This window comes from Ruegeria sp. BB6 (assembly GCF_056539385.1).
Map to the genome: position 1 here is coordinate 75917 of NZ_JBQFUW010000003.1, position 24939 is coordinate 100855.

Sequence of the window (24939 nt, forward strand, 5' to 3'; positions counted from 1 at the left end):
TTTATCCCTTCACGGAACCAGCGGTCAGACCGCGGATGAAATACTTACCGGCAACGACATAGACGAGCAGCGTCGGCAGCCCCGCGATGATCGCGGCAGCCATGTCGACGTTGTATTCTTTGACGCCGGTGGTGGAGTTTACGATGTTGTTCAGTGCCACGGTCACGGGCTGCGTCCCCGCTTGGCTGAAGGACACGCCGAACAGGAAGTCGTTCCAGATCTGCGTGAACTGCCAGATCACGGTCACCACGATGATGGGCAGCGACAGCGGCAGGAAGATCGACCAGAAGATCCGCAAGAACCCGGCCCCATCGACGCGCGCAGCCTTGGTCAGCTCGGCCGGGATGGTAACGTAGTAGTTGCGGAAGAACAGCGTAGTGAAGCCCAGCCCGTAGATGACGTGAACAAAGATCAGTCCCGGAATGGTTCCGGCGATCCCCATCAAGCCCAGCAGGCGCGCCATCGGCAGCAGAACCACTTGAAACGGGATAAAGCAGCCAAACAGCATCAGCGAGAAGATGATGTTCGCCCCTTTGAACCGCCACTGCGCCACGACATAGCCGTTTAGCGCGCCCAGCAGGGTCGAGATCGCCACCGCAGGCACTGCAATCAGGACCGAGTTCCAGAAATAGGGCCGCAGACCTTCACACTGAATACCGGTGCAAGCGCCGGACCATGCCGTTTTCCAAGCGTCGAAACTGACCTCACGCGGTAGAGAAATCAGAGACCCGGTTCGGATTTCCTCAAGGCTTTTCAGCGACGTGGTCAACATCACGAACAGCGGCATCAGGTAATACAGCGCAAACAGGCCCAGCAGGACATACAGCAACCAACGCAGGGCAATCTTGCCAGCGGCACTTTGGCTACGGGGTTGAGTTCGGGATTGGGGCATCGACAGATCAGTCATTTTTCGCCCTCAGCTCTGAGTAAAGATAGGGAACCACGATGGCAAAGACGACCAGCATCATGATCATCGCAGACGAGGCCGCCTGACCAATATCGCCGCGCGAAAACGCCATTGCGTACATGTAGGTTGCCGGTAGATCGGTCGCGTAGCCCGGACCGCCGCCTGTCAGGGCAATGACCAGATCAAAGCTCTTGATCGCAAGGTGCGCCAGCACGATGAAAGCCGACAGGAAGATCGGGGCCATCGAAGGGATGATGATCGCGGTATAGATGCGCCATGTGGGGATGCCATCGACCTGCGCGGCCTTGATGATCTCACCATCCACGGATCGCAGACCGGCCAGGAATAGCGCCATAACGAAGCCCGAGCTTTGCCAGATCGCGGCCATCACGATGGTGTAGATGGCGTAATCTGGGTTCACCAGCCAGTCGAACTCGAAGTTTGTGAACCCCCAGCCCTGCACCATGGATTCAATGCCCAAACCGGGGTTCAAAATCCACTTCCACGCCGTGCCGGTTACGATCATCGACAGCGCCATAGGGTACAGGTAAATCGTGCGGATCGCCCCCTCGACGCGGATTTTCTGATCCAGCAGGATGGCCAGCAACAGGCCCAGCACCATCGCGATCACGATGAACAATGCGCCAAAGATATACAGGTTGTTAATCGCCGTATCCCAGCGGGGCGAGTCGAACAGGCGTTCATACTGAATGAAGCCCTTGATCTCGTATTTCGGCAGCAGTTTCGATCGAGTCAGCGACACCCAAGCCGTCCATCCGATAAAGCCGTAGACAAAGATCAATACGGCAATGAACGACGGTGCCAGCACCACCTTGGGCAGGTGGTTTTCCAGCCATTCGGACATTTTTTCCTCCGGGAGAAAAGAGGCTCTGCCCCACAGTATAGGGGCAGAGCCGGTTCGGATCAGTAGCTGTTTGCCACCGCGTCCGCCAGTTGCTGAACCGCGTCAGCCGAGGACATTTCCGAGTTGAAATGTGCGGTTACAACATCGGTAATCGCACCGGACTGAGACCCGCGCAGTGCCATGCCATGCGCATAAGACGGCAGCAGCGACCCGGCCGCCGAGGTCGAGCCCATGTCTTCGGCCGACAGGTTGGCGCAGATGTCGAAATCATCCAGCGCCACGTCGGTACGCGCCGGGATCGAGCCTTTGTTCAGGTTGAACACCTTCTGGAAGTTCGGCGCGACGATCAGCTTGGCCAACAGATCCTGTCCGGCTTTCTTGTCATCTCCGTCCACGTTGAACATGGCAAAGCTATCGACGTTGTACAGATAGCCGTCACCGGGGGTCGAGGCACACAGGAAGTCCTCACCCGGCTTTTTGCCAGCCGCCAGGAACTCACCCTTGGCCCAGTCACCCATGATCTGGAAGGCTGCTTCGCCGTTCATCACCATGGCCGTCGCAAGGTTCCAGTCACGGCCCGAGAAGTTTTCGTCCACGTAACCGCGCAGGGTGCGCATCTGGTCAAACACCTGCACCATTGTGTCCGAGGTCAACGCCTCGGGGTCCAGATCGACCAGCGCCTTTTGATAGAACTCAGGCCCGCCGATGCCCAGCAATACCGCCTCGAATACGGTCGCGTCCTGCCAGGACTGGCCACCATGGGCCAGCGGGATCACACCGGCATCCATCAGCTTGACGGCAGCCGCGTTGAACTCGTCCCACGTGGTCGGCATTTCGATTCCGTTGGCGGCCAGAACGTCCGCATTGGCCCAGATCCAGTCCACGCGGTGAACGTTTACAGGCGCGGCGCACCATGTACCTTCACACATCATATGACCCGCGATCGAAGCAGGCAGAACATCGGCCCAACCTTCGGCTTCTGCAACGGATGAAATGTCGGCCAGAACGCCCTCTTCATACCATTCCTGAATCGCCGGGCCCTTCAACTGAACAGCGGTCGGCGCGTTCCCAGCCAGAACGCGGGCACGCAAGGCGGTCATCGCAGCATCACCACCACCACCGGCAACCGGCATATCGGTCCAGGTGCCGCCATTCGCTGCAAACTCCTCCTGCAGAACGGCTACCGACTTGGCCTCACCGCCCGACGTCCACCAATGCAGAACCTCGGCCTCGGGTCCGGCCAACGCTGTCGACCCGGCAACCACGGCCAATGTCGAAACGGTAGCAAATGCAATACGCTTCATTTCCTGTCTCCTCCCTGGAAATTCGGAGCCGCTGTCAAAGCGGCGATGACGGCCATACTGATGCGCACAGGCCGTCTGGCAACGTGGAATCTTTCGCAACATGCAGAAATAGCCCAAATTTTCACCGCTTTTGTTACAGCGTGTTACGTTGACATTGAATCCGTTTCCGTTCGTTACAATTGACGACGCCGGAGGAGCAGAAACAGGGAGGACAAGCCGCGTGAGCATTCCGCGACTTTTGGTGGTGGACGACGACCCAGAGATGCGGTCGATGATGACGCAGTTCATGCAGCAAAATGGTTTCATCGCCCTGCCCGCCCGATCTGAATCCGAAATCCGTGATCATCTTACCTCAGGCCGTATCGACCTGATCCTGCTGGACGTGATGCTGGGGGATGAAAACGGAGTCGAGATTTGCGCCCGTCTCAGAGCCGAACAGGATGTGCCGATCATTCTGGTTTCAGCCCTGTCCGCCGATCACCAAAGAATGGCCGGATACGAGGTCGGGGCCGACGACTATATCGCCAAGCCGTTCAACCCCCAACTGCTGCTGGCGCGTGTTCGCGCGGTAATGCAGCGCGCACGTCGGACGCCTTCGCTGGCCTATCGCCGCCGCACACGCAGTTTCCGGTTCGACGGGTGGCTTTATGACGGCAAGCGCGACGAAGTCTTCTCGCCCGAAGGTTATCTTGTTTCCCTGTCGCAACGGGAAACCGCGCTGCTCAAGGTTTTGCTGGCCAACCCCCACATTCCCCTGACCCGCGACGAGATCGTGGCCGCTCTGGACGTGACAGGCGACAGCGACAAGCCCGAAGCGCAAGGTCGCGCGATTGACATGCTTGTCGGGCGATTGCGATCCAAGATCGAGGCGAACCCGAAAGATCCACAGATGCTGCGGACAGAACGGGGCGTCGGATATGTCTTTGCCGCCGAAGTCTCGGTGCAAGAGGAATGACATGGCGTCTGCGCAACTTGGGCTGGCTGTGGGTTCTTTCGGCCTTTGCCGCAGGATTGCTTTCTGCCGGGTTATGGTTCGCCTCTGCCCGTGCCTGGAACCAATTCCTGACGCGCTCTTTCGTCGCCGGATTCACCATCTATGAAGACCTGCGCACCGGTATGGCCTCGTCCACTGCGTTTTCAATAGAACCCCTGTCACCGCAGGATTCGTCCCTGGCGGAATCGGGTGATTTTCAGCAGTTGCCGGGTTTCGCCGGCCGGCGTTTGGTGACCAATCTTTCTATCCTGACAGACAGTTCATCCCCGCTTAGTGGGCGCGAGCTGACTCTGGCTATCCTGTCCGACCGGCTGGTCTATCCGGTATCGGACATCGTCTCTGGCACGGATCAGACCGGCCCCGAGAAGATGGGCAATCTGACCCGTCTACTGGCCACCTACTGCAGCGAGCCGATACTGATCGCCCAATTCGGACGCGGGCGGTGGTACAGGGTAGACGGAACCTCGATCTGGGGCTGCGGGGCCGCTCCGGTTGATCTGCGTCTGCCCGCCATCTTGTTGGGCATCGTTGCGCTTGCCGTGATCCTGACCTCGGTGGGCAATGTGTCCGATACGTTCACCCGCTTTGCCCATGCCCTGCGCGAGAGGCGGCGGCGCGGTGGACCGGAAAGCTATGACACGGATGGCCCCGAAGAGTTGCGCGACATCGTCTCGGCCGTGAACGCACATCTTGAAGCCGAGCGCATCCAGCTTGAAAAACGCGCCACTGTCCTGTCCGGGGTCAGTCACGATTTGGGAACTCCGGCGACCCGCGTTCGCCTGCGCGCCGCCCTGATTGCCGATGACGAACTGCGCGAAAAGCTCGAGGCTGACGTCGATCAGATGACCGGCATGATCGAAAGCGTCCTGACCTACACGCGGTCCGAGCTGAGCGTCGAGGAACCGCGACAGATCTCGCTGACATCGCTGGTCGAGTCGGTCGTGGCCGACTATCAGGACATGGACCTGCCCGTCACGCTGCAAAAGGTTGATCCGGTCGCGGTCGAGGGCGCTCCGTCGGTCTTTATGACCCGGCGCGGACATGGATCGCTGCCGGAGACTCGGCGCATGTTGGTTACTGGGCGCCCGATCTCGCTGAAACGCGCGCTGACCAACCTGATCGACAACGCCCTGAAATATGGCCGCCACGCCGAGGTGCAGCTGGAAACTGATGCGCACACAGCAACCATTACCGTCGAGGACAAGGGTACGGACTTGTCTGTCACCGACATCGAAGCGCTGATGGCCCCGTTTCGGCGCGGCTCGAACACCGGATCGTCTGACGGGTTTGGCCTTGGCCTGACGATTGCCGCCACAGTCGCCGAGCAGCATGGCGGCGAACTAACCTTCGAAGCAGGAGATCGCGGGCTACGCGCGCGCCTCCAGATCACCCGGCAATAATCCTTCAGCTCATATAGCTGCGCACCAGCGCTCCTGCGATCAGGGACCACCCATCCGCGATGACAAAAAACGCCAGTTTGAACGGCAGTGATACCGTTGCCGGCGGCACCATCATCATCCCCATCGACATCAGCACCGCAGCGACAACCAGATCAATAATCAGAAAAGGCAAAAAGATCAGAAACCCGATCTGAAAAGCCCGAGCAATCTCGGACAGCATGAAGGACGGCATCAGGATCGAAAGCGGAGCTTGCGGCGACAACGCTGCGGTGTCGCCCTCGGGCCGCAAGGCTGCCATCGCGTGAAACGTATCCGGGTCCAGGCGCGCAGCCATAAAGACGCGAAACGGCTGAATGGCTCGTTCCAGCGTCAAATCCACTTCCAGTGTCTCTTCGACCATAGGCCGGATACCGATCGTCCATGCTTCGGTAAAGACCGGCTCCATGATGAAGTAAGTGAGAAACAACGCCAGACTGACGATCAGCATGTTAGGAGGCGATTGCTGAAGCCCGATGCCTTGCCGAAGGATCGCCAAAACAGTGATCAGGAACGGAAAACACGTGATCATGATCGCCAGTCCCGGCGCAAGGCTCAGCACTGTAACCAACAGGATCAACTGAATGGTCCGTGCTGAAATCGAACCGCCTTCCCCCAGCGAAAGCGACACCTCCTGCGCCGCGGCCAGCGACGGGCACAACATTACCGTTAAAGCGATCAGCCCGGGCAACCAACGCATCAGCCGATTCCGTTTTGCAAATCCGCGATTTCAGTCAACCGCACGGCCAGTTGCCCTGCTTGATCGCCCTCCATTTCTTCAAGCAGACCCCGTGCCACAAGTTGATCCCCGACATAGAGTTCAACCGGATCCTCAATACGTTTGTCCAGGGTCAGCACGGCATTCTCGCCCATGCTCAACAGATCGCGGATCAGCGGTCGCGCGCGCCCGACCGAGACGGTGACCTCGATAGGGACATTTTCAAACGGGTTCGTTTTTTCGGGTCGCTGGGTCTGGGTATCACTCATTGGTCAATGCCTTTTTTGCCTCGAATACATAGGCGTCGAACGCCCCGGAAATGGCGGCAAGCAGATCGGTGCAATCCACCTCGCGCCTGTGCACTCCGACCTGCAACCTTGCCTGCCCTGCCTCCAGCGACGGGTCTTCAACGACTTGGGTGGACGGGGACAGCTCTGCCGGAACCATCTCGTCAACTTCCGCCACGCAGCCAACGGGCACAAATATCTGCATAGGCTGGCCAATGTGGTCGCGCGCCATTTCGGTCAGTTGTTCAGCCAGTCGCGTTGCAAAACCTCGATCCAACGTTTCAGGCAGGACAACCTCAACAAGACTGTGGAACATGGGTTTCAGCGACATGGTCATCCTCGCCAAGGCTTCCTGGTAGGTGAACGACATATCTCCGAGCGCTTTGGCTAGGTCCGCCGAGACCTCTCCCTTGTCCTGTGCCTGCGCCTTTACCGCGTCTTCCCAACCGGCGCTGTAGCCTTGCTCGAATGCTGCAAGCCGCTGTTCTTCAAGCGCGTCTTCATCCAGAAGGAGCACTTTGGCTGTGCCGGCCTGTAGTGTAAAATCCTCAAGAAGGTGGGCAATCGACATCAGACGCGTTCCTCACCTTCTTCGAGCCAACTGCGCAGGATTTCTACGGTTTCCTCCTGCTTGTCGCCAATCATTGCGCGCAACCTTTCGACGGGATCAGCGCTCTGCTGCGCTGTAGGCGCGGGAAGTTCTTCCTGTGCAGCCTGTCCCGGAAGCGACGTGAAACGACCGGCTTCGTCCGTGGCAATCTCTCCGGTCAGAATGGTCTGGGGGTCAGAGGGCGCAGCCGCAGGTAACAAGGGGGGCGCCGCCTGAGGTTTTGTCAGGATCGGACGGATCACGAACAGCCCGAGAACCAAAGAGACAATGGCCAACACCGCCATCTGGATCAGCGACATCGCGTCAAAATGCACGTTCTGCCAGATCGAAGCCGACGCAAGCGTTCCCTGTGGTTCAACCGACGGCAGATCCATGGATTTCAACGTGATCACATCTCCACGTTCTGCGTCAAAGCCGACCACCGAAGCCACCAGCTCTTTCAGGGCTTCCATCTCAACCTCGGGCATCGGGACAAAGGTTTCGACACCGGCAGCGTCCGTTTCCCGCGACCCGTTCACCAGCACGGCCACCGTTAGTCGCCTGATCGCGCCCGGGGCATTGTGCACCTCAAACTCGGTCTCTGATACTTCGTAGTTCACACGTTCACGCGTCTGGGTGGCATTCGAGTTTGATTCGTCGCCTCCCGCTCCGTCCCCATCCGGCAGGTTCGATGCCACAGTGACATCGGCGGATTGGTTGCGCGCACTGTCCGAACGCTCTTCGACATCCGTGCTGATGGCAACACGACCATTGGGATCAAAACGCCGTTCGCGGATGGATTCCGTCTTGGTGACAGTATCCACGCTGACCTCTACCACGGCATTTCCGGCCCCGACCCGCGCTTCGACCAAACGTAGAACACGCTCTCGCATTTGACGCGACTTGTCGTCAGCCGTATCGGATGCAACCGCGTTCTCCTGCGCGCCGATCACTGATCCATTGGAATCGACAACTGTCACATTCTCGGGCGCAAGGCCGCTGACAGCCGACGAAACCAGAAACCGGATCGCCTTGGCCTGATCCGAGGTGATGTCCGCACCAGACGATACCAAATAGATCGACGCCGTCGGAGCAATGCTGCGCTGAAACGGGTTCGTCGATCCATTCGCAATATGCACCCGTGCCTGGCTGATATGAGGGCTGCCAACAATCGTCCGGGCGAGCTCACCTTCTTTCGCGCGCCAATAGGCGGCATCGAACATCTGCGACGTGGTGCCGAAACCGCTGAGTGAATCCAGCAACTCATACCCTTGGTTTCCGTTCGCAGGCAGTCCCTCACTGGCAAGAGTCATACGCAGCTCATCCCGTTGCGACCCCGGGACGTAAATTGAACCGCCGCGAATCTCGTAAGCCACTCCGCGCTGATCCAACGAGCGGACAATGTCCCCCGCAGCACCACTTTCCAGCCCTGCATAAAGAAGGGTCATCGACGGCGTGGCGACCAGCCGCGACATCGCAAGCACCCCCAGAAACACCAGCACAACCGCACCGGCAACGATGATTTGTTTACGCCTGTCCAAATTAGCCCAGACAGTTCCGATCTGCTGCACGCTCACCTCCGACTCGCCGACATTCTGCCCGGCGCATCCCCTGTTTGGACGATTGCCCTTAACAATCGGTTAGTCCCTGCCGGGTTATGACAATTGCAGAACGGATGAATGAGGACGTCATGACCGACGCGACCGCTGAACAGGCAGAAGCCCCTAAGAAAACGGGGAAAAAGGGAATGATCATCGGGCTGATTCTGGCGGTGATTGGCGCAGCAGGCGGGTATTTTCTGACCGCCTCAGGCGCGCTACCGATTGGGAGTGAATCCAGCGCGCAAAATGCCAAGGATAAAAAGGATGACACGCCTGAAAAGGCATTGCCCGACGTCGGATTCGTCGATCTTCCACCGGTGATTGTATCGGTGAATACAGGTGATTCCCGCCACCTGAAATTTCACGCTCAGCTTGAGGTGAACTCCGAATATCTGGGCGACGTCGAAAAAATGAAGCCGCGAATCATGGACGTCCTGAACGGATACCTGCGCGCAGTCGAAATCTCTGACCTCGAAGATTCGCTCGCGCTGATGCGCATCCGCGGGCACCTGCTGCGGCGCATCGGCATTGTCGTAGGAGAAGATCGCGTGCGCGATGTTCTCGTGATGGAATTTGTACTGAACTAGGAGGCAAAGTTGGAATTGATCGCGGATATCTTGCTGGTTGCCGGAGCTTTGGGCGCAGGCCTCTATTGTTTCGTCCTGTCCCGGCGCCTCAAACGCTTTGCTGACCTCGAAAAGGGCGTTGGCGGTGCGGTGGCTGTTTTATCGTCACAAGCAAACGAACTGAAACAATCGCTGAATGCGGCACGCGAGGCGTCCGATCAATCGGGGGTCGCCCTGAAAGACCTGACAAATAGGGCAGAATCAGTCGCGCAACGATTGGAACTGATGATGGCGTCAATGCATGACGTCATAACCGAAGAAACAGCCCCGGACGAGCCGGTCAGAGACGAGGAAACCGCCCCGCCGGATGAAATCATTCAGGAAGAATCCGAACCGAAGCAGGCAGTAAAGCCGGAAAGCACCCAATCGGCCAAGCGGCCCGCCGGGTTGATGTTCATGAGGCATGGACGCAAGTCTGATGAGGCCGCAGCATGACGGGAAAGCCCACAAAGCGACCTAAAAACGGTGTTCTTGCGGTGATCTCTTTGTTGATGATCGGTTCCGCTGTGATCCGCGTGGGTCTGGAAGCTGGTCCTGCGCCTGCCAAAAGCTCTGATTCTCTCACGTTAGAGCCTGAAATTGCGCAAAGCGACAAACCCGGTGCGCAGGAATTGTTGACCCAGTTGCTGCGCCGCGAAGAAGCATTGGCAATTCGCGAAGCCGCCCTGCGGGACAAGGAAAAAGCCCTGCAAATTGCGGATCAGGCAATCGAAGGCCGATTGGCTGCACTGCAAGAGGCCGAAGAGAGTTTGCGCGAGACGCTGGCCTATGCCGAGAAAGCGGCCGAGACCGACCTGACGCGCCTTACGGACGTCTATCAAAACATGAAGCCAAAAGACGCAGCGGCCTTGTTCGAGACGATGGATCCAGGGTTCGCGGCGGGTTTCCTATCCCGCATGCCGCCTGACGCCGCCGCTGGCGTGCTGGCTGGGCTCAGCCCCGAATCTGCGTACACAATCAGCGTCATCATGGCCGGTCGAAACGCAACCGCGCCTCAGGAATGACTGACGACGTCTATCAACCCCGCTTTTGCCTCTCTGGAGATCGCACATGATCGGATTAATCGGAATTGTCGTCATTTTCGCCATGGTTTTCGGCGGCTATCTGGCTGCGGGCGGCAAAATGGCCATCATTCTCAAATCACTCCCGTTTGAAATGATGATGATCGGGGGTGCGGCTGTCGGTGCCTTTCTGATCAGCAACGACATGAGCGCGGTCAAACACACCGCCAAGGACATTGGAAAAGTCTTCAAGGGTCCCAAATGGAAGCCCGAAGACTATCGTGATCTGTTGTGCCTCTTGTTTTCACTTATCCGCGTCGCCAAGGCCAACCCGGTCGAACTGGAACAGCATATCGAAGACCCCAAGGCGTCGTCACTGTTCTCGGCCTATCCAAAGATTCAATCGGACAAAGAAGCGGTCGACCTGATCTGCGACACGATGCGCTCGGCCTCAATGAACTATGACGACCCGCATCAGGTTGAGGAGGTGCTGGAGAAACGGATGGAGGCCAATTTCCATCACGCCATGCACTCAAGTCACGCGCTGCAAACGGTCGCAGATGGACTTCCGGCCCTGGGTATCGTGGCCGCTGTTCTGGGGGTGATCAAAACGATGGGATCCATTGACCAGCCCCCCGAGGTTCTGGGCAAACTGATTGGCGGAGCGTTGGTCGGAACGTTTCTTGGCGTCTTCCTGGCCTATGGGCTGGTCGGGCCGTTTGCCGGAAAACTGAAGGCTGTGGTCGAAGAAGACAACCACTTCTACCAGTTGATCAAAGAGGTGCTGGTCGCAAACCTGCATAACCACAATCCGGCTATGTGCATCGAAGTCGGGCGTCAGAACACTCCAACACATAACCGCCCGGGATTTCCGAACTTGAAGACGCGCTGAAAGAGCTGAAACAGGCTGCGGCATGAAGAAGTTGGGGTTTCTTGTTGCTGGCTTTTTGGCGATCGCAAACTTGGCAAACGCGCGATCGGTGACCGTTAGAACCGGCGAGCACGACGGCTACACGCGGCTGGTCGTTCAAGTTCCAGCTGGTACTGACTGGACACTGGCGCAAACTAGGAACGGCGCAAGATTGAGTGTGGCGCTGGAAGACGTGACCTTTGATACGGGCTCTGTTTTTCAGCGACTCACGCAAAACCGGCTGGCGGCCATATCGCAGAAAAGCCCCGGTGAGGCTTTGGAGATGCAGTTTGGCTGCGACTGTGTCGCGTCATCTTTTCTGTACAAAGACACGATGATCGTCGTCGATATCACCGCGGCTAAAATTCAACCGGCGATCAGCTCCGATATTCCTCCGCCCCTGCTGCCCAAAGCTGTACCAGCCCCAAATCCCCTGGACAGTGCGCAGCCTTTGAAGGCGCTGTCATTACCCGTTGTGAACTTGAACGCACGGCTCCTTGAAAGTCAGCTTTCCACGCGGCTGCTGCAAGGCGCTGACCGTGATCTCGTAGACCTTGAACTCGCTCCGGTCGGTCCAAGGGCATCGATTGCCAAAGACGTACAGCAACCGGCGTTTGATCTGAACGCGAATATCAACGTGACCTCGATTGCCGACGAACTGAACGATCAGTTCGGCGCGCGTTTGATGCCCATTGAACGGCATCCCGCGTGTTTTACCAGTGCTGACCTTGGTTTCGGCAAATGGTCTGAGGCAGATCCGTTTCCGTTGCAGTTGGCCGAACTCCGCACCACATTGTTTCAAGAGTTTGATCACCTCGATGCAGATTCGGCCCTAAAACTTGCAAAACTGTACGCGTTTCACGGGTTTGGCGCAGAATCGCTTCGGATGCTGGAGCTTTTGGGCAAGGTATCATCGCCCGAGACGACGCGGATCGCCGCGATTGCGCAATATTTGGATCGCGGTGAAGTGTCTGAGGCCAACCCGTTTGCAGGCATGCAATTTTGCGACAGTGACGCGGCATTGTGGTCTGTGCTCACCGAAGGCGTCTTGGCGGAGGATGCAGCGCTCAACGCCATCGAGCAGTCCTTTGCACGTTTGCCCCGCCACTTGCGACGTCACCTTGGCCCCGAACTGTCAGAGATTTTAGTGAAGGGCAAGGAACTGGAAGCCGCCCGGCGGGTAATGCGCGGTGTTGGCCGCGTCCAAACCAATCCCAGTGCAAGCGCATCGAATGCCAATGCCAAAATCGCGGCTTCTGACGGCGACGGGCCGCTGGCTGAAACGCTGCTGACCGATGCTATGTCTGCACCCGGATCCACGTTGGAGGCTCCGGTTGCTCTGGTTCGCCTTGTCGACAAACGGTGGACGGATCGGGGGTCGGTTTCCGCCAAGGAGGTGGCTCTGGCCGCCTCATTCGCGGCCGAGTTGCGCGAGTCTTCGCTTCAGCCAGTGCTTCAACGCACGCATGCGGTTGCCCTTGGTTTAAGCCACGAATTTGATCAGGCTCTGGATTTTCTGGAGGAGATTCCGAAAGGGCCCGAACACGACGCGGGGCTAAACCAGATCACGCAGGTTCTGACGGAACGCGCCGACGATACAACTTTTTTACGGCGCGTTTTGACGATGTCAGCGGAACATAGGAATGCTCTGACGACCAGCACGGCCATAGCCGTGGCAGATCGATTGGTATCTCTTGGTTTTGCGCGCCCGGCGCATGTTTTGGCCAGCCGATCTCAAGACAAGGCTCGCGCTGCAGATCGGGCACGTTTGCGCGCACATTCCGCCCTGCTGTCCCGCCGCCCGCATCAGGCTTTGCTAGAGTTGGCCAACGACTCGTCAGAGACAGCGACGCAAATCAAGCTACAGGCACTCCAGTCCGTCAATGACTATGCGACGGCCGGAAGTCTTTCCTTGGCGTTTGGCAACTACGACGAAGCCAACCGCTTCTTTTGGCTGGCCGATCTGCCCGATGAAGTCGACGCGGTGCAAGGTCCACGATTTGGCCGGATAAGCCAAACAACCCAAAACCTGTCAAGGCAACCTGGTCGCATGCCCGGAAAACCATTGGCTGATGCCAGAACCCTGCTGCAAGACAGCGCAGAAACCCGGCAACAAATCGCGGAACTATTGGCAGCGGTTGTCAGATAGAACTCGCAGTTTTGCAGAATTCAGCCGTGTTAGAGACAAAAACTCAGTGTTTGAGCCTGCATTTCGCCTATTGCTCGATGGGATCAAAAAGCCATTGCGCAAGGTCGGTATACCGGCTTTCTGGGTCGCTCCAGCCCAAGATGGCATCTCGGATCGCGTCCGCACGGGCGCGCCCGAGGACCGGCTCGGTGAACTCCGTGTACTTGCCGATCACCTCATCACGGCGGATGGGCGCTTCGGGGCCGCCGCGCGCATGGATATCACCAGATTCGAGTACTCGACCATCTGTGGTTTCGATCCTGACATCCGCCCATCTACCATTTGGAAAGCGCGCGGAATGACGTTCAGCACTGGATACTTGGATACGCCGCATGAAGTCGGCCACATCAAGATCGGATAAACCAGACCCCGAAATATGCTCGACCCCGATCCGGCCGTAAATCGCCTGAACCGCAACGGCGAAGGGAAGGGAATACTGCGCCTGAGACGTCGTTTCCGGCATTCCAGCGTACAGGCACGCTGCTTCGTGAAAGCTGTTGATCCGTATTGACTGAATCTGATCGTGTGTCAGGCTGTTCGACGTCATGACCGCGCGAACCGCGTCAATCGCCGCATGTGCCCAACGGCAGATCGGGTAGGGTTTTATATATTGATGTTCGACCTGCCAGAACTGCCCCAGATCGGCCCAATGAGACGCCGCAGACTGGGCTTCGATCGTGATGGCCGGAGCGCCGGTAAATCCCTTTTCGGCAAGAACCGCAGCGGACAGGCCAACCAGCGCACCCCAGCCAGAGCCATCGTGAAGCATCGTCGGGTTCGCAATTTCCCGCATCATCTGACTGCGCGGGCCGTGATATTCGGCGATCCCCATCGCCTGTCGCAATTGTTCCGGCGTATGCCCTCGCAGGCGCGAGGCCATTGCCGCCACACCCAGCGCATTCCACGCACCCGATGTGTGATAGTCGCTGACCGACGCGTGCAACGACAACCCGGCGCGCCCGGCAACCTCGTACCCGGTGATCACGGCGGCCAGCGCCTCGGGCCCGGTCAGGTCGGGGCAATGCTCGGCCAAGGCAACAAGCGCAGGCAAGACGACAACCCCGATATGCCCCTTGGTCGGGTTGTACCCGTCATGCCCGTCCAGATTGTCGGTCTGAGTCGCCATGGCATAAGCCGCCCCTGCCATGCTGACCCGTCGACCATCGAACATCATGCGCGCGCTATACGCTTCCTGCGTGCTGGCATACAGCAAAGACGCCGTTTCACGGGCGATCACCCCAGCCTCCATCGGACCAGAGGCGATCAGGATACCCATCGTGTCCAGCATCATCAGAGAGGCTGCGTCCATCGCGCTTTGCGGCATCTGATCCGCTGTCCGGCGTAGCGCAAAATCCGCGACTTGGTCGAACGTCCCTGTCATTTTACCGGGTCCATGACCGGTTGCTTCACATCCCGAAGGCGCTGACCAGACGGGTCAAAAGGCGGCTCGGACAAAATCGTGGCCTTGTGCGGTTTTCCAAGGATGAAAATAGTCACCGTATCTCCGGGTTGGGCAACCTTGGGGTCGGCATAACCAATCGCCAGAGACTTCCCGACGCTGTAGCCATATGCGCCAGAGGTCACCCGCCCAACCGGTGTTCCATCCGGGGTGAATATCGGCTCGCCGCCGGATGCATCGGCATTGGTTGCGTCCACTTCAAACATCGACAAAACCTCACGCGGGGCATTGTCTTTGACGGCCAGATACGCGTCTTTGTGCAAGAAGTCCTTGTCCAACTTGATCAGCCCGGCCAACCCAACTTCTTGCGGCCAATATTCCTGAGTATACTCCCGCCCCCAGGAACCGTATCCCTTTTCAATCCGCAATGACCCCAACGCGCGACCGCCGACTGGACCCCCACCCAAGTCATGCGCGGCTTCCAAAAGCGCTGTATAGAGCCTGATCTGGTCTTCCTCGGCGCAATGAAGCTCCCACCCCAAGTCACCCGTAAAGCTGACGCGGATGGCTAGGCAGGGCACACCTGCAACCTCGATCCGGCGGGACCGCATAAAGCGGAACCCCTCGTTTGAAAGGTCCGCATTCGTGAGGCGCTGCAACACGTCGCGCGACTTTGGCCCTGCCACGTTGAACCCTGCAATTCGGTCTGTGGCGACGTCGAGCGTCGTACCTTCGGGCAACTCGATCATGTTGAAGAACCGCTGGTGATAGCGTTCGGCCATGCCCGAACCGATCATCATGTACTCATCCTCGGCGGTTTTGGTGATGGTGAAATCGCCCGCAACGCCCCCACGGACCGAGATCAGAGGGGTCAGACAGGACCGCCCGATCTCGGTCGGCACGCGGTTGGCGACCAGACGATCCAGCCAAATATAAGCGCCGGGTCCCTTGATGACGTAGTTGGCGAAGTTCGAGATGTCGATCACGCCCACATGGTTGCGCAGCATCCGCGCCTCGCGGCCCACGGGTTCCCACCAGTTCTGGCGTGTAAAGCCGTTGGTGTCGGTCGCTCCGGGTTGGTCGGCAAACCACAGCGGATGTTCCCACCCGCAGTTCAGGCCAAAGACGCAGCCCATATCCTTTTGCAACTGATAAACGGGGCGCACACGGGCGGGACGGCCTGCGCTGCGTTCTTCGTTTGGGAAATGGATGGCGAAGCGGTGCGTATAGGCGTCTTGAACCCGTGCCTTAGTGAATTTCTTGTCGGCCCAATCGCCAAATCGCGCCAGGTCCCACGCGAACATGTCGTATTGCGGCTCACCCTCGATCATCCATTGCGCAGACAGCAAGCCAAGACCACCAGATTGCGAGAATCCGGGGATGATCCCGGTGCAGCAGAAATAGTTCTGCAACTCGGGCACCGGCCCCCAGATCGCGTTGGAATCGGGCGACCAGATCATCGGGCCGTTGATCACTCGTTTCACCCCTGCGGTCGCGGCGACTGGCACACGTTCGGTGGCACGAATGACGTTTTCCATGATCCGGTCCAGATCGTCGGGGAACAGATCGTGGGCGAAATCCAGCGGTGTGCCGCTTTCGGCCCAGAACTTCATGTCTTTCTCGTAAGCACCGATCAGCAGCCCGTTGCCTTCCTGCCGGAAATAATACTCACCGTCCCTGTCAGCGATGGACGGCAGGCGGCGACCCAAGGCTGCGACCTCATCAATGGCTTCGGTGACGAAATACTGATGCTCGGTCGGTTGCAAAGGCAGTTCAATCCCGGCCAGCGCCGCAACTTCACGCCCCCAGAGACCGCCTGCATTGACCACCCATTGCGTGTGGATGTCCCCTTTCTCTGTGCGCACGATCCACGACCCATCCGGCTGCTGTTCAGTCCCTATTACGGGGCAAAACCGCTCAATCGTGGCCCCCATCGCGCGGGCACCGGCGGCGTAGGCATGCGTCACACCCGAAGGATCGACATTGCCGCCATCGGGTTCAAACATGATGCAGCGAATGTCGTCGAACTGCGCCAGCGGGTGCAGTTCCAACGCCTGTTCGCGACTGATCTCATGGAAATTCAGACCGTAGAACTTCGCCTTGGCCTCTTGCAGACGCAGTTGGTGTTCGCGGTCCTCAGTCTGCGCCAGATAGAGCGATCCCGACTGGAAAACACCACAGCCCTGCCCGGTTTCCTTCTCCAGCTCTTTATACAGGTTCATCGTATAATGCTGGATGCGGGTGATGTTGTTGTTGTCGTGCAGCCCGTGGATATTGGCCGCCGCGTGCCATGTGGACCCGCTGGTCAGTTCATCGCGTTCCAGCAGGACAACATCGGTCCAGCCGAGCTTGGCCAGATGATACAGGATCGAGCAGCCGACCAGCCCCCCTCCGATCACAACGGCCTGAGCGTGGGTTTTCATGGGCTGACCTCCTGCTTGCGAACTTGGCGCTTGCAGGAAAGTCAGCCACAGGTCAGGGGCGGCTTATGCTCTGTTCCCGACGTGAAATGTCGAAAACAGGGCGTGAATGGCCGGTTTTGATCAGTAGGGTGCCTCGACATCGTTCATCGAGACATAGACGGTCTTCATCTCGCTGAAATGGTTGATCGCCAATTTCGAGTTCTCGCGCCCGACGCCCGACATCTTGGAACCGCCGAACGGAGCCTCAACCGGGGCCAGGTTGTAGGTGTTGATATAGCAGGTGCCCGCCTCAAACCCGGCCACGATGCGATGGGCGCGGGTCAGGTCGTTGGTAAAGACGCCGGCGGCCAGGCCGAACTCGGTATCATTGGCGCGGGCCAAGACTTCTTCTTCGGTGTCGAAATCCAAAACGGACATGACGGGGCCAAAGATTTCCTCACGCGCGATGGTCATGTCGTCAGTGACATCGGCAAAAACGGTGGGCTGCATGTAAAAGCCGTCGCCCTTGATCCGCTCGCCGCCATAGACCAGCCGTGCGCCCTCGGCTTTGCCTTTTTCGATATAGCCCAGCGCGATGTTCATCTGGTTTTCGCTAACCATAGGGCCGAAATTCACGCTCTCATCCAGCGGGTCGCCGATTTTCGCGGTGGCCAGACGTTCGGACAGGCGAGCGAGGAATTGTTCCTTGATGCCTTTCTGTACAAAGACGCGCGTGCCGTTGGAACAGACCTGGCCCGAGGAATAGAAGTTCCCCAAAATCGCGCCCGAAACGGCGTTTTCGATATCGGCATCGTCAAACACGATCATCGGGGACTTGCCGCCCAGTTCCATCGTCACGTGTTTCATGTCAGCTGCGGCGGCGGCATAGACCTTGCGACCGGTGGGCACCGATCCGGTCAACGAGACCTTAGCCACGCGCGGGTCCGTCACCAGCGACGCGCCGACATCTCCGTACCCTTGCACGACGTTGTAGATGCCTTTTGGGGCACCGGCTTCAATCAGAATCTCGGCCACTTTCAATGCGGACAAAGGCGTGGTTTCCGACGGTTTGAACACCATCGCATTGCCACAGGCCAGCGCGGGCGCACCCTTCCAGCAGGCGATCTGGGTGGGATAGTTCCACGCACCGATACCAACACAGACGCCCAGCGCCTCGCGGATGGTATACACGAAGTCACCACCGCCCAGCGGGATATGCTCACCGGTCAGCGATCCGGCCAACCCGCCGAAATATTCCAGCGCATCGGCCCCGCTGGTGGCGTCGGCGACCAGCGTTTCCTGCAGAGGTTTTCCTGTGTCGTGCGTTTCAAGGAGGGACAGCGCGCGATTGCGTTCGCGCATGATGTCAGCGGCACGGCGTAGAACCCGGCCCCGCTCGGTTCCCGATAGCGCAGCCCATTCGTTTTGAGCCGTTTTTGCGCTGTTTAGAGCCTGTTCAACAACCTCTGGCGTGGCGGAATGCAGCCGGGCGATAATCTCTCCGGTTGCGGGAAAGATAACGTCGATGGGGGCACCATTGGTGTCTTCGACGTATTCACCATTGATGAAATGGCTCGCCTTGGGCTGGAATTTCATGACCGGGTCCTTTTCAGAAGTCTTTCCACCGGCTTTAGCTTTTGTTGATTGATCAGTCAATAAACGTGAATACGGCAAACTCTCGCCGATGTGAATCACCGTCCTCTTGAATAGAAAAGTTAATGTTCCATTTATGTTCTACATGGTCAGAGGAACATTCCGATGTCTTACGCCACTCAAAATACTGCTCTGAACGGCCCGTCGAACGACTATCATCTGCTGCCTGTCACCGATCGGCAAATGCGCTATGCGCGCGCGATCGCTCAACAAACAGCTTTGGAAATCCCCGTCGAGGCGCAACGGGATCGCTGGGCCATGTCACAGTGGATTTCAGCACACAAACCGCATGATCCATCGCCCTTTGCCAATTATCCAACCGGCAAGCAGGTGGCCTATGCCGAGCGCATTGCCCGCGGCAAACGCAGGCAAATCCCGCAAGAGTGTTTTCGCGACAAACACGCGATGTCGCTATGGATCGATCACAACAAATAGCGGATCAGTTGTCGCTGTGTGAACGGGCGTAAAGCCCAACCGCTGCGGCCACAAACAGGCCCAACAGGATATAGCCGGTGATAGCCTCGGCCACGGCCAAACCGCGACACATTCCGGCAGGGTGCAAATCCCCGAACCCAACCGTCGTGAAGGTCACATAAGAGAAATACAAAACGTCCGTTGGGCCGCGCGCGCCTACGACGCACAGGTCGTAATAGCCGAACGATCCATAGACAGCCGCGAATAGAAAGGGGACGACCTGAATGAAGGAAATCCCCATCAACAGCAGTTGCCGACGGGGTGATTTGACCTGAGTCATGTAGTACCAGGTCTGCGAAACAAGCCAGATCGTCAGCAGAACCGTTGTAGCTGTGCCGATCTTGTCGCCTGCCGTGGTCTCGCTCAGCCGCGACAGCCCGTACCACGCGATGAAACTGGCGACCACCAATCCCAAGGCGGCGACCAAGGTTGATTTCCACTCTTCCAGAGTAGTCGGGTCGCGGTGCATGAAACCTCCGTCAACATAAGACACGGTCAATCATCGGGTCAGACGCGCATACCCGCAACCTGAAAAATCAGAGGTTTAGGTCGTGCCCAGATGCTCATGCCCGCGTTGACGCGCCAGACCGATCTGTTTCTGCCGCTCGCGAAAGCGCATTTTGTCAGCCTCGGACGTTTCATTGATGCACCGGTGGCAGGACACGCCATGCTCGTATTCCGGGCGCTTCATGTCTTCGGGCAGGATCGGACGTCGGCAGCCGTGACACAGATTATGTGGCCCCTCGACCAGCCCGTGTCCGACGGACACGCGGTTGTCGAACACGAAACACTCGCCTTGCCACGTGCTGTCTTCGGCAGGCATTTCCTCAAGATAACGCAGAATGCCACCTTTCAGGTGATAGACATCCTCAACCCCCTGCCCCAGCAGGAAGTTGGTCGATTTCTCACAGCGGATGCCGCCGGTGCAGAACATGGCAACGCGCTTGTTGTGGAAGCGGTCCTTGTTTTCCTCCCACCATGCCGGGAATTCGCGGAAACTGGCGGTTTCAGGGTCTATTGCGCCTTCAAACGTACCAATCGCAACCTCGTAGTCGTTGCGCGTGTCGATCACCACCACATCGTCCGAGCGGATCAGGTCGTTCCAATCCTCAGGCTCGACATAGTTGCCAACGCGGGCTCGCGGATCGACATCCGGCTGGCCCATGGTCACGATCTCTTTCTTCAGGCGCACCTTCATCTTGCCAAAGGGCGGATGATCGGCGGTGGCCTCTTTCCACTCAAGGTCCACGCATCCCGGCAAAGCCTTGATATGCGCCAGCACCGCGTCGATTCCGGCGCGGGGGCCAGCAATGGTGCCATTGATCCCCTCTCGCGCCAGCAGCAGAGTGCCTTTGACAGCTTGCGCGCGGCACAGCTCGAGCAATGGCTCGCGCAGGGCAGCGTGATCCGGGAATCGGGTGAAGTGATACAGAGCAGCGATGGTATACATGCGCGCGGTCTAAACCTGCATTCAAAGAGTCGCAAGGGACCGGATTGACGCCCCCCTGCTTGCCGCCTACCGATAGGACAACGCAAGGAGGCCGCAATGACCCACGCCCTGATCGTAATCGACGTCCAGAACGACTTTTGCCCCGGCGGTGCGCTGGCCGTGCCCGGCGGAGATCAGATCATCGCCCCCATCAACGCGATGATGGGTGATTTCGACGCGGTGATCCTGACACAGGACTGGCATCCGGCGGGACATTCGTCTTTTGCCAGCTCTCATACGGACAAAAACCCCTTTGACGTGACCGAGATGCCTTATGGCCCACAAGTGCTATGGCCAGATCACTGCGTTCAAGGCACTGAAGGCGCCGCGTTTCATCCCGATCTACGCACTGATGGCGACTTGATCATCCGCAAGGGGTTTCGCAGAGCGATCGACAGCTATTCGGCCTTTTTCGAGAATGACCAGACCACACCAACGGGTCTTGACGGCTATCTGAATTCACGAGGGTTCACGAAACTGACGATGGTTGGATTGGCCACCGATTTCTGCGTCCATTTCTCAGCGGTCGACGCGGCTCGGCTTGGATATGACGTGCAAGTGCGCATGGACGCGTGCCGGGCGATTGATCTTGATGGATCACTGGGTGCAGCCGAAACCGCGATGCGCGACGCAGGCGTTACACTGATCTAGGGCGCTGACCCCGATTCAGCCAGGTACTTGAGGATTACGAAGATAACCACTGCCAACCCCAGCGCCAGCCCGATCCGGGCCGGAACCGTGCGGCGTTCGGGCTTTTCCATAGAGCCACTGCGCGGCTTGGGCGTCCAGTCCGCGACTTGCCGACGCTGACCATTGCGCGGCCGGGCGGTTTTGACATCCATTAGAAACTGCCTGAAATCGAACTCACCACAATATTCGCCTTTCACTCCCATCTCTCGGATATTGGCGAACAGGGCACGCAGAATTCTTTCGCGTTCTGCTTCGTCGCGAGGGCGATACAACCCGCTGGACAACTCGCTTCCGGTTGCGTCCAGGCCAAAGCCTGCATCCTGAAAAATCTTGCGAATTTTAGGTGAGGTAGCACGCAATGCATCAGCCGTTTTCACGTTGCGAAACATCGCACGCAAAACCGGTTTTTTCACAAAACCGTCACGGCCGGACTCTGCCCCCCCATCCCCCGGGTCGACTACAACGATGTCAAAATCGTACTCGAGAACCATTCACTATTTAAACCTCGTCTTCCCTTCCCACTTCTCACTAACAAGCGAAAAGATTTCACAATATGCTCGCTTTGTGACCTGACATTGTCATTGTCCCCAAACCAGCGACTCTTGCCATTCAACGCACCGATTGATCTAACAACGGAAATCGCAGGAGTTCCCCATGGTCGATATTGCGGCGCGCGTGTACAATCATAAATGGCAGATTGACCCGATTGTCCGGTCTTTAATCGACACAGATTTCTACAAACTGCTGATGTGCCAGTCAGTGTTTCGAAATAAGCCCCAAACGGATGTGGTGTTTTCGCTGATCAACCGGTCGAATCACATCCCCCTCGCCCAGCTTATCGACGAAGGTGAACTGCGGGAACAGTTGGATCACATCCGCTCGTTGAGCCTCAGCCGAGGCGAAAGCACATGGCTGCGCGGCAATATGTTCTACGGCAAACGGCAAATGTTCCGCTCGGATTTCATGGAGTGGTTCGAGAACCTGCGCCTGCCGCCCTACCATCTGGAACGCAAGGGCGACCAATATGAGCTGACCTTTGAAGGGAAGTGGCACGAGGTCATGCTGTGGGAAATTCCCGCTCTGGCCGTTCTGATGGAGCTGCGGTCGCGCGCCGTGCTGAACGACATGCGCCGGTTCGAGCTTCAGGTGCTCTATGCCCGTGCGATGACCCGCGTTTGGGAGAAAATCGAACAGCTCCGCGGGATTGAGGGGTTGGGCATCGCCGATTTCGGAACGCGTCGCAGGCATTCCTTTCTTTGGCAGGACTGGTGCGTCCAGGCCATGATCGAAGGGCTGGGACCTGCGTTCAGCGGCACGTCGAACTGCCTGATTGCCATGCGGCGCGAAGTTGAAGCCATCGGCACCAACGCGCACGAGCTGCCTATGGTTTACTCGGCGCTGGCAGAAACCGATGAGGCACTGGCGCAGGCCCCTTATGATGTCCTCAGTGACTGGCATGACGAACATGACGGTAATCTTCGCATCATCCTGCCTGACACTTATGGCACACAGGGTTTTCTGGATCGCGCCCCTGATTGGCTGGCCGGATGGACAGGTATCCGCGTGGACAGCGGCGATCCGGCCACTGGCGCAGAAACTGCAATCCAATGGTGGAAATCACGCGGCGAGGATCCAATGGAAAAGCGGGTGATCTTTTCTGACGGGCTGGACGTAGACAAGATCCGCGAGCTACACGGCCAGTTTGCAGGACGCACCAAGGTGTCGTTTGGTTGGGGCACGCTCTTGACCAATGATTTCCGCGGACTGGTGCCCGATGACGCGCTGGCCCCGTTTTCACTGGTGTGTAAAGCTGTTTCGGCCAATGGCCGCCCAACGGTCAAACTGTCGGACAACCCTGAAAAAGCCATGGGTCCGGCAGAGGAAATCGACCGCTACAAACGCGTGTTCGGAGTAGGCGCGCAAGAGTCGATCGAGGTGATCGTTTAGGCTCTAACCATGGAAACTTGCCACTGTTTTGAGTTGTGAGAACCCAAACAGCGCCTCAAATCCCTTTTCGCGGCCATGCCCGGATTTTCCCACCCCGCCAAAGGGCAGTTCCACACCGCCACCGGCCCCGTAATTGTTGACGAAAACCTGACCCGAGCGCAGACGTTTCGCCAATCGCATCTGACGCGCACCATCGCGGGTCCAGATGCTGGCCACTAGGCCATAGTCGGTTCCGTTGGCAATCCGCACGGCGTCTTCCTCGGAATCGAAGGGAATCAAGACCTGCACGGGGCCGAATATCTCGTCCCGGGCCAGCGCGTGTTCAGGCGGAACGTCAGCAAACAGAGTCGGGCAGACATAAGCCCCATCAGTCGGTGCGTGTTCAACAATGCGACCCTGCGCGGCGATTTTCAGGTCCGCACCCTTGGACAGAAACCCTTCGACGATATCCTTTTGACGGGCTGAAATTAGGGGGCCGACGCGCAAATCCTCATTCGCTGGCCCAACGGTTAGATCGGTGTAGGCGTCGGCCATGCGGGATTTGACCTGCTCATACACCCCACGCTGCACCAGAATCCGGGACGAGGCCGAACAGGTTTGTCCCGCGTTTTGAATTCCTGCGTTCACCAGAAACGGCAGGGCGGCGTCCAGATCAGCGTCGTCAAACACCAGTTGCGGGGACTTCCCGCCCAGTTCCAGCGTCACCGGCACCACATTGCGGCCAGCCGCCTGTTGTACCAGCGCACCTGTGGCGACCGACCCGGTGAACGAAATATGATGCACGCCCGGATGACCGGACAATGCAGCACCAGCCTCGGCACCCAATCCGGGCACCACGTTCAACGCACCTGCTGGCAACCCGGCCTCTTGCGCCAGATGTGCGAAGGCAAGCGCCGTCAGACAGGCTTCTTCGGCAGGTTTCAGGACACAGGCATTGCCCATCGCCAGCGCCGCCCCGACCGAGCGGCCAATGATCTGCATGGGGTAATTCCACGGCACGATGTGACCCGTCACCCCATGCGGCTCGCGCAAAGTATAGACGGTATAGCCCTCCAGATAAGGAATCGTCTCGCCCATGACCTTGTCGGCGGCACCGCCGTAAAACTCGCAATACCGCGCCAGCGCCACGGCATCGGCGCGGGCCTGTGTCAGCGGCTTGCCAACATCCATCGCCTCCAAAGCTGCCAGATCATCGACCCGTTCCAGAACCAACTGACCCAGACGCGTCAGGATGCGGCCCCGCTCCAGCGCTGTTTTACGGCCCCAGTCGCCGTCCAGGGCCGAGTGCGCAGCCTGAACCGCACGGTCGATATCTGCGGCCTCACCGCGGGCGATGCGACAAATCTCAACCCCATCGGAAGGGTTAACCAAAGGCAGCGTGGACCCCGAGGCAGGATCGACCCATGCGCCTCCAATCAGGCAATGGGTTGGGTTGAACCAGAGAGGATTGGGCATTTCG

General features: G+C 58.3%; 23 protein-coding genes and 1 pseudogene. 10 read left to right on the forward strand and 14 right to left on the reverse strand.

The window, feature by feature from the left end; all coding sequences use genetic code 11:
• Position 1 precedes the first annotated feature (1 nt).
• From ACR0B7_RS09035 to ACR0B7_RS09045, 3 genes are read right to left on the reverse strand one after another with little or no spacing between them, the layout of a single operon-like run.
• A complete protein-coding gene (locus ACR0B7_RS09035; protein ID WP_170483557.1) occupies positions 2-907 on the reverse strand; it encodes a carbohydrate ABC transporter permease in 906 nt (301 codons plus the stop codon).
• Positions 900-1772: a carbohydrate ABC transporter permease gene (locus ACR0B7_RS09040; protein ID WP_170387762.1), complete on the reverse strand. Its 873-nt coding sequence runs from the start codon at positions 1770-1772 to the stop codon at positions 900-902. The genes ACR0B7_RS09035 and ACR0B7_RS09040 overlap by 8 nt, the downstream gene beginning before the upstream one ends.
• Before the next feature lie 59 nt (positions 1773-1831).
• Positions 1832-3076 carry an ABC transporter substrate-binding protein gene (locus ACR0B7_RS09045; RefSeq protein ID WP_170483555.1) on the reverse strand — a complete coding sequence of 415 codons (1245 nt, stop codon included), beginning with the start codon at positions 3074-3076 and terminating at the stop codon, positions 1832-1834.
• Positions 3077-3296: 220 nt separating this feature from the next.
• Between ACR0B7_RS09045 and ACR0B7_RS09050 the strand changes: the two genes are divergently transcribed.
• A complete protein-coding gene (locus ACR0B7_RS09050; protein WP_170483553.1) occupies positions 3297-4031 on the forward strand; it encodes a response regulator transcription factor in 735 nt (244 codons plus the stop codon).
• Positions 4028-5470 carry a sensor histidine kinase gene (locus ACR0B7_RS09055; RefSeq protein ID WP_170483551.1) on the forward strand — a complete coding sequence of 481 codons (1443 nt, stop codon included), beginning with the start codon at positions 4028-4030 and terminating at the stop codon, positions 5468-5470. The genes ACR0B7_RS09050 and ACR0B7_RS09055 overlap by 4 nt, the downstream gene beginning before the upstream one ends.
• A gap of 4 nt (positions 5471-5474) precedes the next feature.
• Here the strand turns inward: ACR0B7_RS09055 and fliP are convergent, their stop codons facing one another.
• From fliP to fliF, 4 genes are read right to left on the reverse strand one after another with little or no spacing between them, the layout of a single operon-like run.
• On the reverse strand, positions 5475-6206 hold the full coding sequence (gene fliP / locus ACR0B7_RS09060; protein WP_170576748.1) for a flagellar type III secretion system pore protein FliP: 732 nt from the start codon (positions 6204-6206) through the stop codon (positions 5475-5477).
• On the reverse strand, positions 6206-6493 hold the full coding sequence (locus tag ACR0B7_RS09065) for a FliM/FliN family flagellar motor C-terminal domain-containing protein (protein WP_170483547.1): 288 nt from the start codon (positions 6491-6493) through the stop codon (positions 6206-6208). Before ACR0B7_RS09065 ends, fliP begins: the two co-directional genes overlap by 1 nt.
• The gene (locus ACR0B7_RS09070; RefSeq protein ID WP_170483545.1) at positions 6486-7082 is read right to left on the reverse strand and encodes an ABC transporter ATP-binding protein; all 597 of its coding nucleotides are present in this window, start codon (positions 7080-7082) and stop codon (positions 6486-6488) included. The genes ACR0B7_RS09065 and ACR0B7_RS09070 overlap by 8 nt, the downstream gene beginning before the upstream one ends.
• Positions 7082-8671: a flagellar basal-body MS-ring/collar protein FliF gene (gene fliF / locus ACR0B7_RS09075; RefSeq protein ID WP_170483543.1), complete on the reverse strand. Its 1590-nt coding sequence runs from the start codon at positions 8669-8671 to the stop codon at positions 7082-7084. Before fliF ends, ACR0B7_RS09070 begins: the two co-directional genes overlap by 1 nt.
• Positions 8672-8790: 119 nt before the next feature.
• On the opposite strand from fliF, the gene ACR0B7_RS09080 reads away from it, so the two are divergent.
• From ACR0B7_RS09080 to ACR0B7_RS09100, 5 genes and pseudogenes are all read left to right on the forward strand, one after another.
• The gene (locus tag ACR0B7_RS09080; RefSeq protein WP_480681311.1) at positions 8791-9288 is read left to right on the forward strand and encodes a flagellar basal body-associated FliL family protein; all 498 of its coding nucleotides are present in this window, start codon (positions 8791-8793) and stop codon (positions 9286-9288) included.
• A 9-nt stretch (positions 9289-9297) separates the two neighbouring features.
• Positions 9298-9762: a hypothetical protein gene (locus ACR0B7_RS09085; RefSeq protein ID WP_170576747.1), complete on the forward strand. Its 465-nt coding sequence runs from the start codon at positions 9298-9300 to the stop codon at positions 9760-9762.
• A complete protein-coding gene (locus ACR0B7_RS09090; protein WP_170483536.1) occupies positions 9759-10331 on the forward strand; it encodes a MotE family protein in 573 nt (190 codons plus the stop codon). Before ACR0B7_RS09085 ends, ACR0B7_RS09090 begins: the two co-directional genes overlap by 4 nt.
• A 46-nt stretch (positions 10332-10377) precedes the next feature.
• A pseudogene (gene motA, locus ACR0B7_RS09095) lies at positions 10378-11246 on the forward strand (flagellar motor stator protein MotA).
• Positions 11243-13387: a hypothetical protein gene (locus tag ACR0B7_RS09100; protein ID WP_170483532.1), complete on the forward strand. Its 2145-nt coding sequence runs from the start codon at positions 11243-11245 to the stop codon at positions 13385-13387. Before motA ends, ACR0B7_RS09100 begins: the two are co-directional and overlap by 4 nt.
• 67 nt (positions 13388-13454) lie before the next feature.
• On the opposite strand, the gene ACR0B7_RS09105 is transcribed toward ACR0B7_RS09100, so the two are convergent.
• The 3 genes from ACR0B7_RS09105 to betB form a co-directional block, all read right to left on the reverse strand.
• Entirely contained in the window at positions 13455-14807 is a 1353-nt protein-coding gene (locus ACR0B7_RS09105; protein WP_170576746.1) for an MmgE/PrpD family protein, read from the reverse strand.
• Complete coding sequence (locus tag ACR0B7_RS09110; protein WP_170576745.1) at positions 14804-17248, reverse strand: FAD-dependent oxidoreductase; 2445 nt, start codon at positions 17246-17248, stop codon at positions 14804-14806. Before ACR0B7_RS09110 ends, ACR0B7_RS09105 begins: the two co-directional genes overlap by 4 nt.
• Positions 17249-17368: 120 nt before the next feature.
• Positions 17369-18823 carry a betaine-aldehyde dehydrogenase gene (gene betB, locus ACR0B7_RS09115; protein ID WP_170569821.1) on the reverse strand — a complete coding sequence of 485 codons (1455 nt, stop codon included), beginning with the start codon at positions 18821-18823 and terminating at the stop codon, positions 17369-17371.
• 162 nt (positions 18824-18985) lie between these two features.
• Here betB and ACR0B7_RS09120 point away from each other — a divergent pair, with 162 nt between their 5' ends.
• Positions 18986-19315, forward strand: coding sequence for a hypothetical protein (locus ACR0B7_RS09120; protein WP_170483524.1), 330 nt, complete (start codon positions 18986-18988; stop codon positions 19313-19315).
• 4 nt (positions 19316-19319) lie between these two features.
• Here the strand turns inward: ACR0B7_RS09120 and ACR0B7_RS09125 are convergent, their stop codons facing one another.
• Both ACR0B7_RS09125 and trhO read right to left on the reverse strand, forming a co-directional pair.
• The gene (locus ACR0B7_RS09125) at positions 19320-19823 is read right to left on the reverse strand and encodes a potassium channel family protein (RefSeq protein WP_170483522.1); all 504 of its coding nucleotides are present in this window, start codon (positions 19821-19823) and stop codon (positions 19320-19322) included.
• Between the two features lie 75 nt (positions 19824-19898).
• A complete protein-coding gene (gene trhO / locus ACR0B7_RS09130) occupies positions 19899-20804 on the reverse strand; it encodes an oxygen-dependent tRNA uridine(34) hydroxylase TrhO (protein ID WP_170483520.1) in 906 nt (301 codons plus the stop codon).
• 96 nt (positions 20805-20900) lie between these two features.
• On the opposite strand from trhO, the gene pncA reads away from it, so the two are divergent.
• Positions 20901-21494 carry a bifunctional nicotinamidase/pyrazinamidase gene (gene pncA / locus ACR0B7_RS09135; protein ID WP_170483518.1) on the forward strand — a complete coding sequence of 198 codons (594 nt, stop codon included), beginning with the start codon at positions 20901-20903 and terminating at the stop codon, positions 21492-21494.
• Here the strand turns inward: pncA and ACR0B7_RS09140 are convergent.
• The gene (locus ACR0B7_RS09140; protein WP_170387797.1) at positions 21491-22024 is read right to left on the reverse strand and encodes a hypothetical protein; all 534 of its coding nucleotides are present in this window, start codon (positions 22022-22024) and stop codon (positions 21491-21493) included. The genes pncA and ACR0B7_RS09140 overlap by 4 nt on opposite strands.
• A 163-nt stretch (positions 22025-22187) precedes the next feature.
• Between ACR0B7_RS09140 and pncB the strand changes: the two genes are divergently transcribed.
• Complete coding sequence (gene pncB / locus ACR0B7_RS09145) at positions 22188-23480, forward strand: nicotinate phosphoribosyltransferase (RefSeq protein WP_170483516.1); 1293 nt, start codon at positions 22188-22190, stop codon at positions 23478-23480.
• A gap of 3 nt (positions 23481-23483) precedes the next feature.
• Here the strand turns inward: pncB and ACR0B7_RS09150 are convergent, their stop codons facing one another.
• Complete coding sequence (locus ACR0B7_RS09150; RefSeq protein ID WP_170483513.1) at positions 23484-24935, reverse strand: aldehyde dehydrogenase family protein; 1452 nt, start codon at positions 24933-24935, stop codon at positions 23484-23486.
• Between the last annotated feature and the right edge of the window lie 4 nt (positions 24936-24939).

Bases quoted from the DNA above. Each gene is read 5' to 3' on its own strand.
- ACR0B7_RS09035 (WP_170483557.1), bottom strand. From the start codon at position 907: ATGACTGATCTGTCGATGCCCCAATCCCGAACTCAACCCCGTAGCCAA.
- ACR0B7_RS09040 (WP_170387762.1), bottom strand. From the start codon at position 1,772: ATGTCCGAATGGCTGGAAAACCACCTGCCCAAGGTGGTGCTGGCACCG.
- ACR0B7_RS09045 (WP_170483555.1), bottom strand. From the start codon at position 3,076: ATGAAGCGTATTGCATTTGCTACCGTTTCGACATTGGCCGTGGTTGCC.
- ACR0B7_RS09055 (WP_170483551.1), top strand. From the start codon at position 4,028: ATGACATGGCGTCTGCGCAACTTGGGCTGGCTGTGGGTTCTTTCGGCC.
- fliP (WP_170576748.1), bottom strand. From the start codon at position 6,206: ATGCGTTGGTTGCCCGGGCTGATCGCTTTAACGGTAATGTTGTGCCCG.
- ACR0B7_RS09065 (WP_170483547.1), bottom strand. From the start codon at position 6,493: ATGAGTGATACCCAGACCCAGCGACCCGAAAAAACGAACCCGTTTGAA.
- ACR0B7_RS09070 (WP_170483545.1), bottom strand. From the start codon at position 7,082: ATGTCGATTGCCCACCTTCTTGAGGATTTTACACTACAGGCCGGCACA.
- ACR0B7_RS09080 (WP_480681311.1), top strand. From the start codon at position 8,791: ATGACCGACGCGACCGCTGAACAGGCAGAAGCCCCTAAGAAAACGGGG.
- ACR0B7_RS09090 (WP_170483536.1), top strand. From the start codon at position 9,759: ATGACGGGAAAGCCCACAAAGCGACCTAAAAACGGTGTTCTTGCGGTG.
- ACR0B7_RS09100 (WP_170483532.1), top strand. From the start codon at position 11,243: ATGAAGAAGTTGGGGTTTCTTGTTGCTGGCTTTTTGGCGATCGCAAAC.
- ACR0B7_RS09105 (WP_170576746.1), bottom strand. From the start codon at position 14,807: ATGACAGGGACGTTCGACCAAGTCGCGGATTTTGCGCTACGCCGGACA.
- ACR0B7_RS09110 (WP_170576745.1), bottom strand. From the start codon at position 17,248: ATGAAAACCCACGCTCAGGCCGTTGTGATCGGAGGGGGGCTGGTCGGC.
- betB (WP_170569821.1), bottom strand. From the start codon at position 18,823: ATGAAATTCCAGCCCAAGGCGAGCCATTTCATCAATGGTGAATACGTC.
- ACR0B7_RS09120 (WP_170483524.1), top strand. From the start codon at position 18,986: ATGTCTTACGCCACTCAAAATACTGCTCTGAACGGCCCGTCGAACGAC.
- ACR0B7_RS09125 (WP_170483522.1), bottom strand. From the start codon at position 19,823: ATGCACCGCGACCCGACTACTCTGGAAGAGTGGAAATCAACCTTGGTC.
- trhO (WP_170483520.1), bottom strand. From the start codon at position 20,804: ATGTATACCATCGCTGCTCTGTATCACTTCACCCGATTCCCGGATCAC.
- pncA (WP_170483518.1), top strand. From the start codon at position 20,901: ATGACCCACGCCCTGATCGTAATCGACGTCCAGAACGACTTTTGCCCC.
- ACR0B7_RS09140 (WP_170387797.1), bottom strand. From the start codon at position 22,024: ATGGTTCTCGAGTACGATTTTGACATCGTTGTAGTCGACCCGGGGGAT.
- pncB (WP_170483516.1), top strand. From the start codon at position 22,188: ATGGTCGATATTGCGGCGCGCGTGTACAATCATAAATGGCAGATTGAC.
- ACR0B7_RS09150 (WP_170483513.1), bottom strand. From the start codon at position 24,935: ATGCCCAATCCTCTCTGGTTCAACCCAACCCATTGCCTGATTGGAGGC.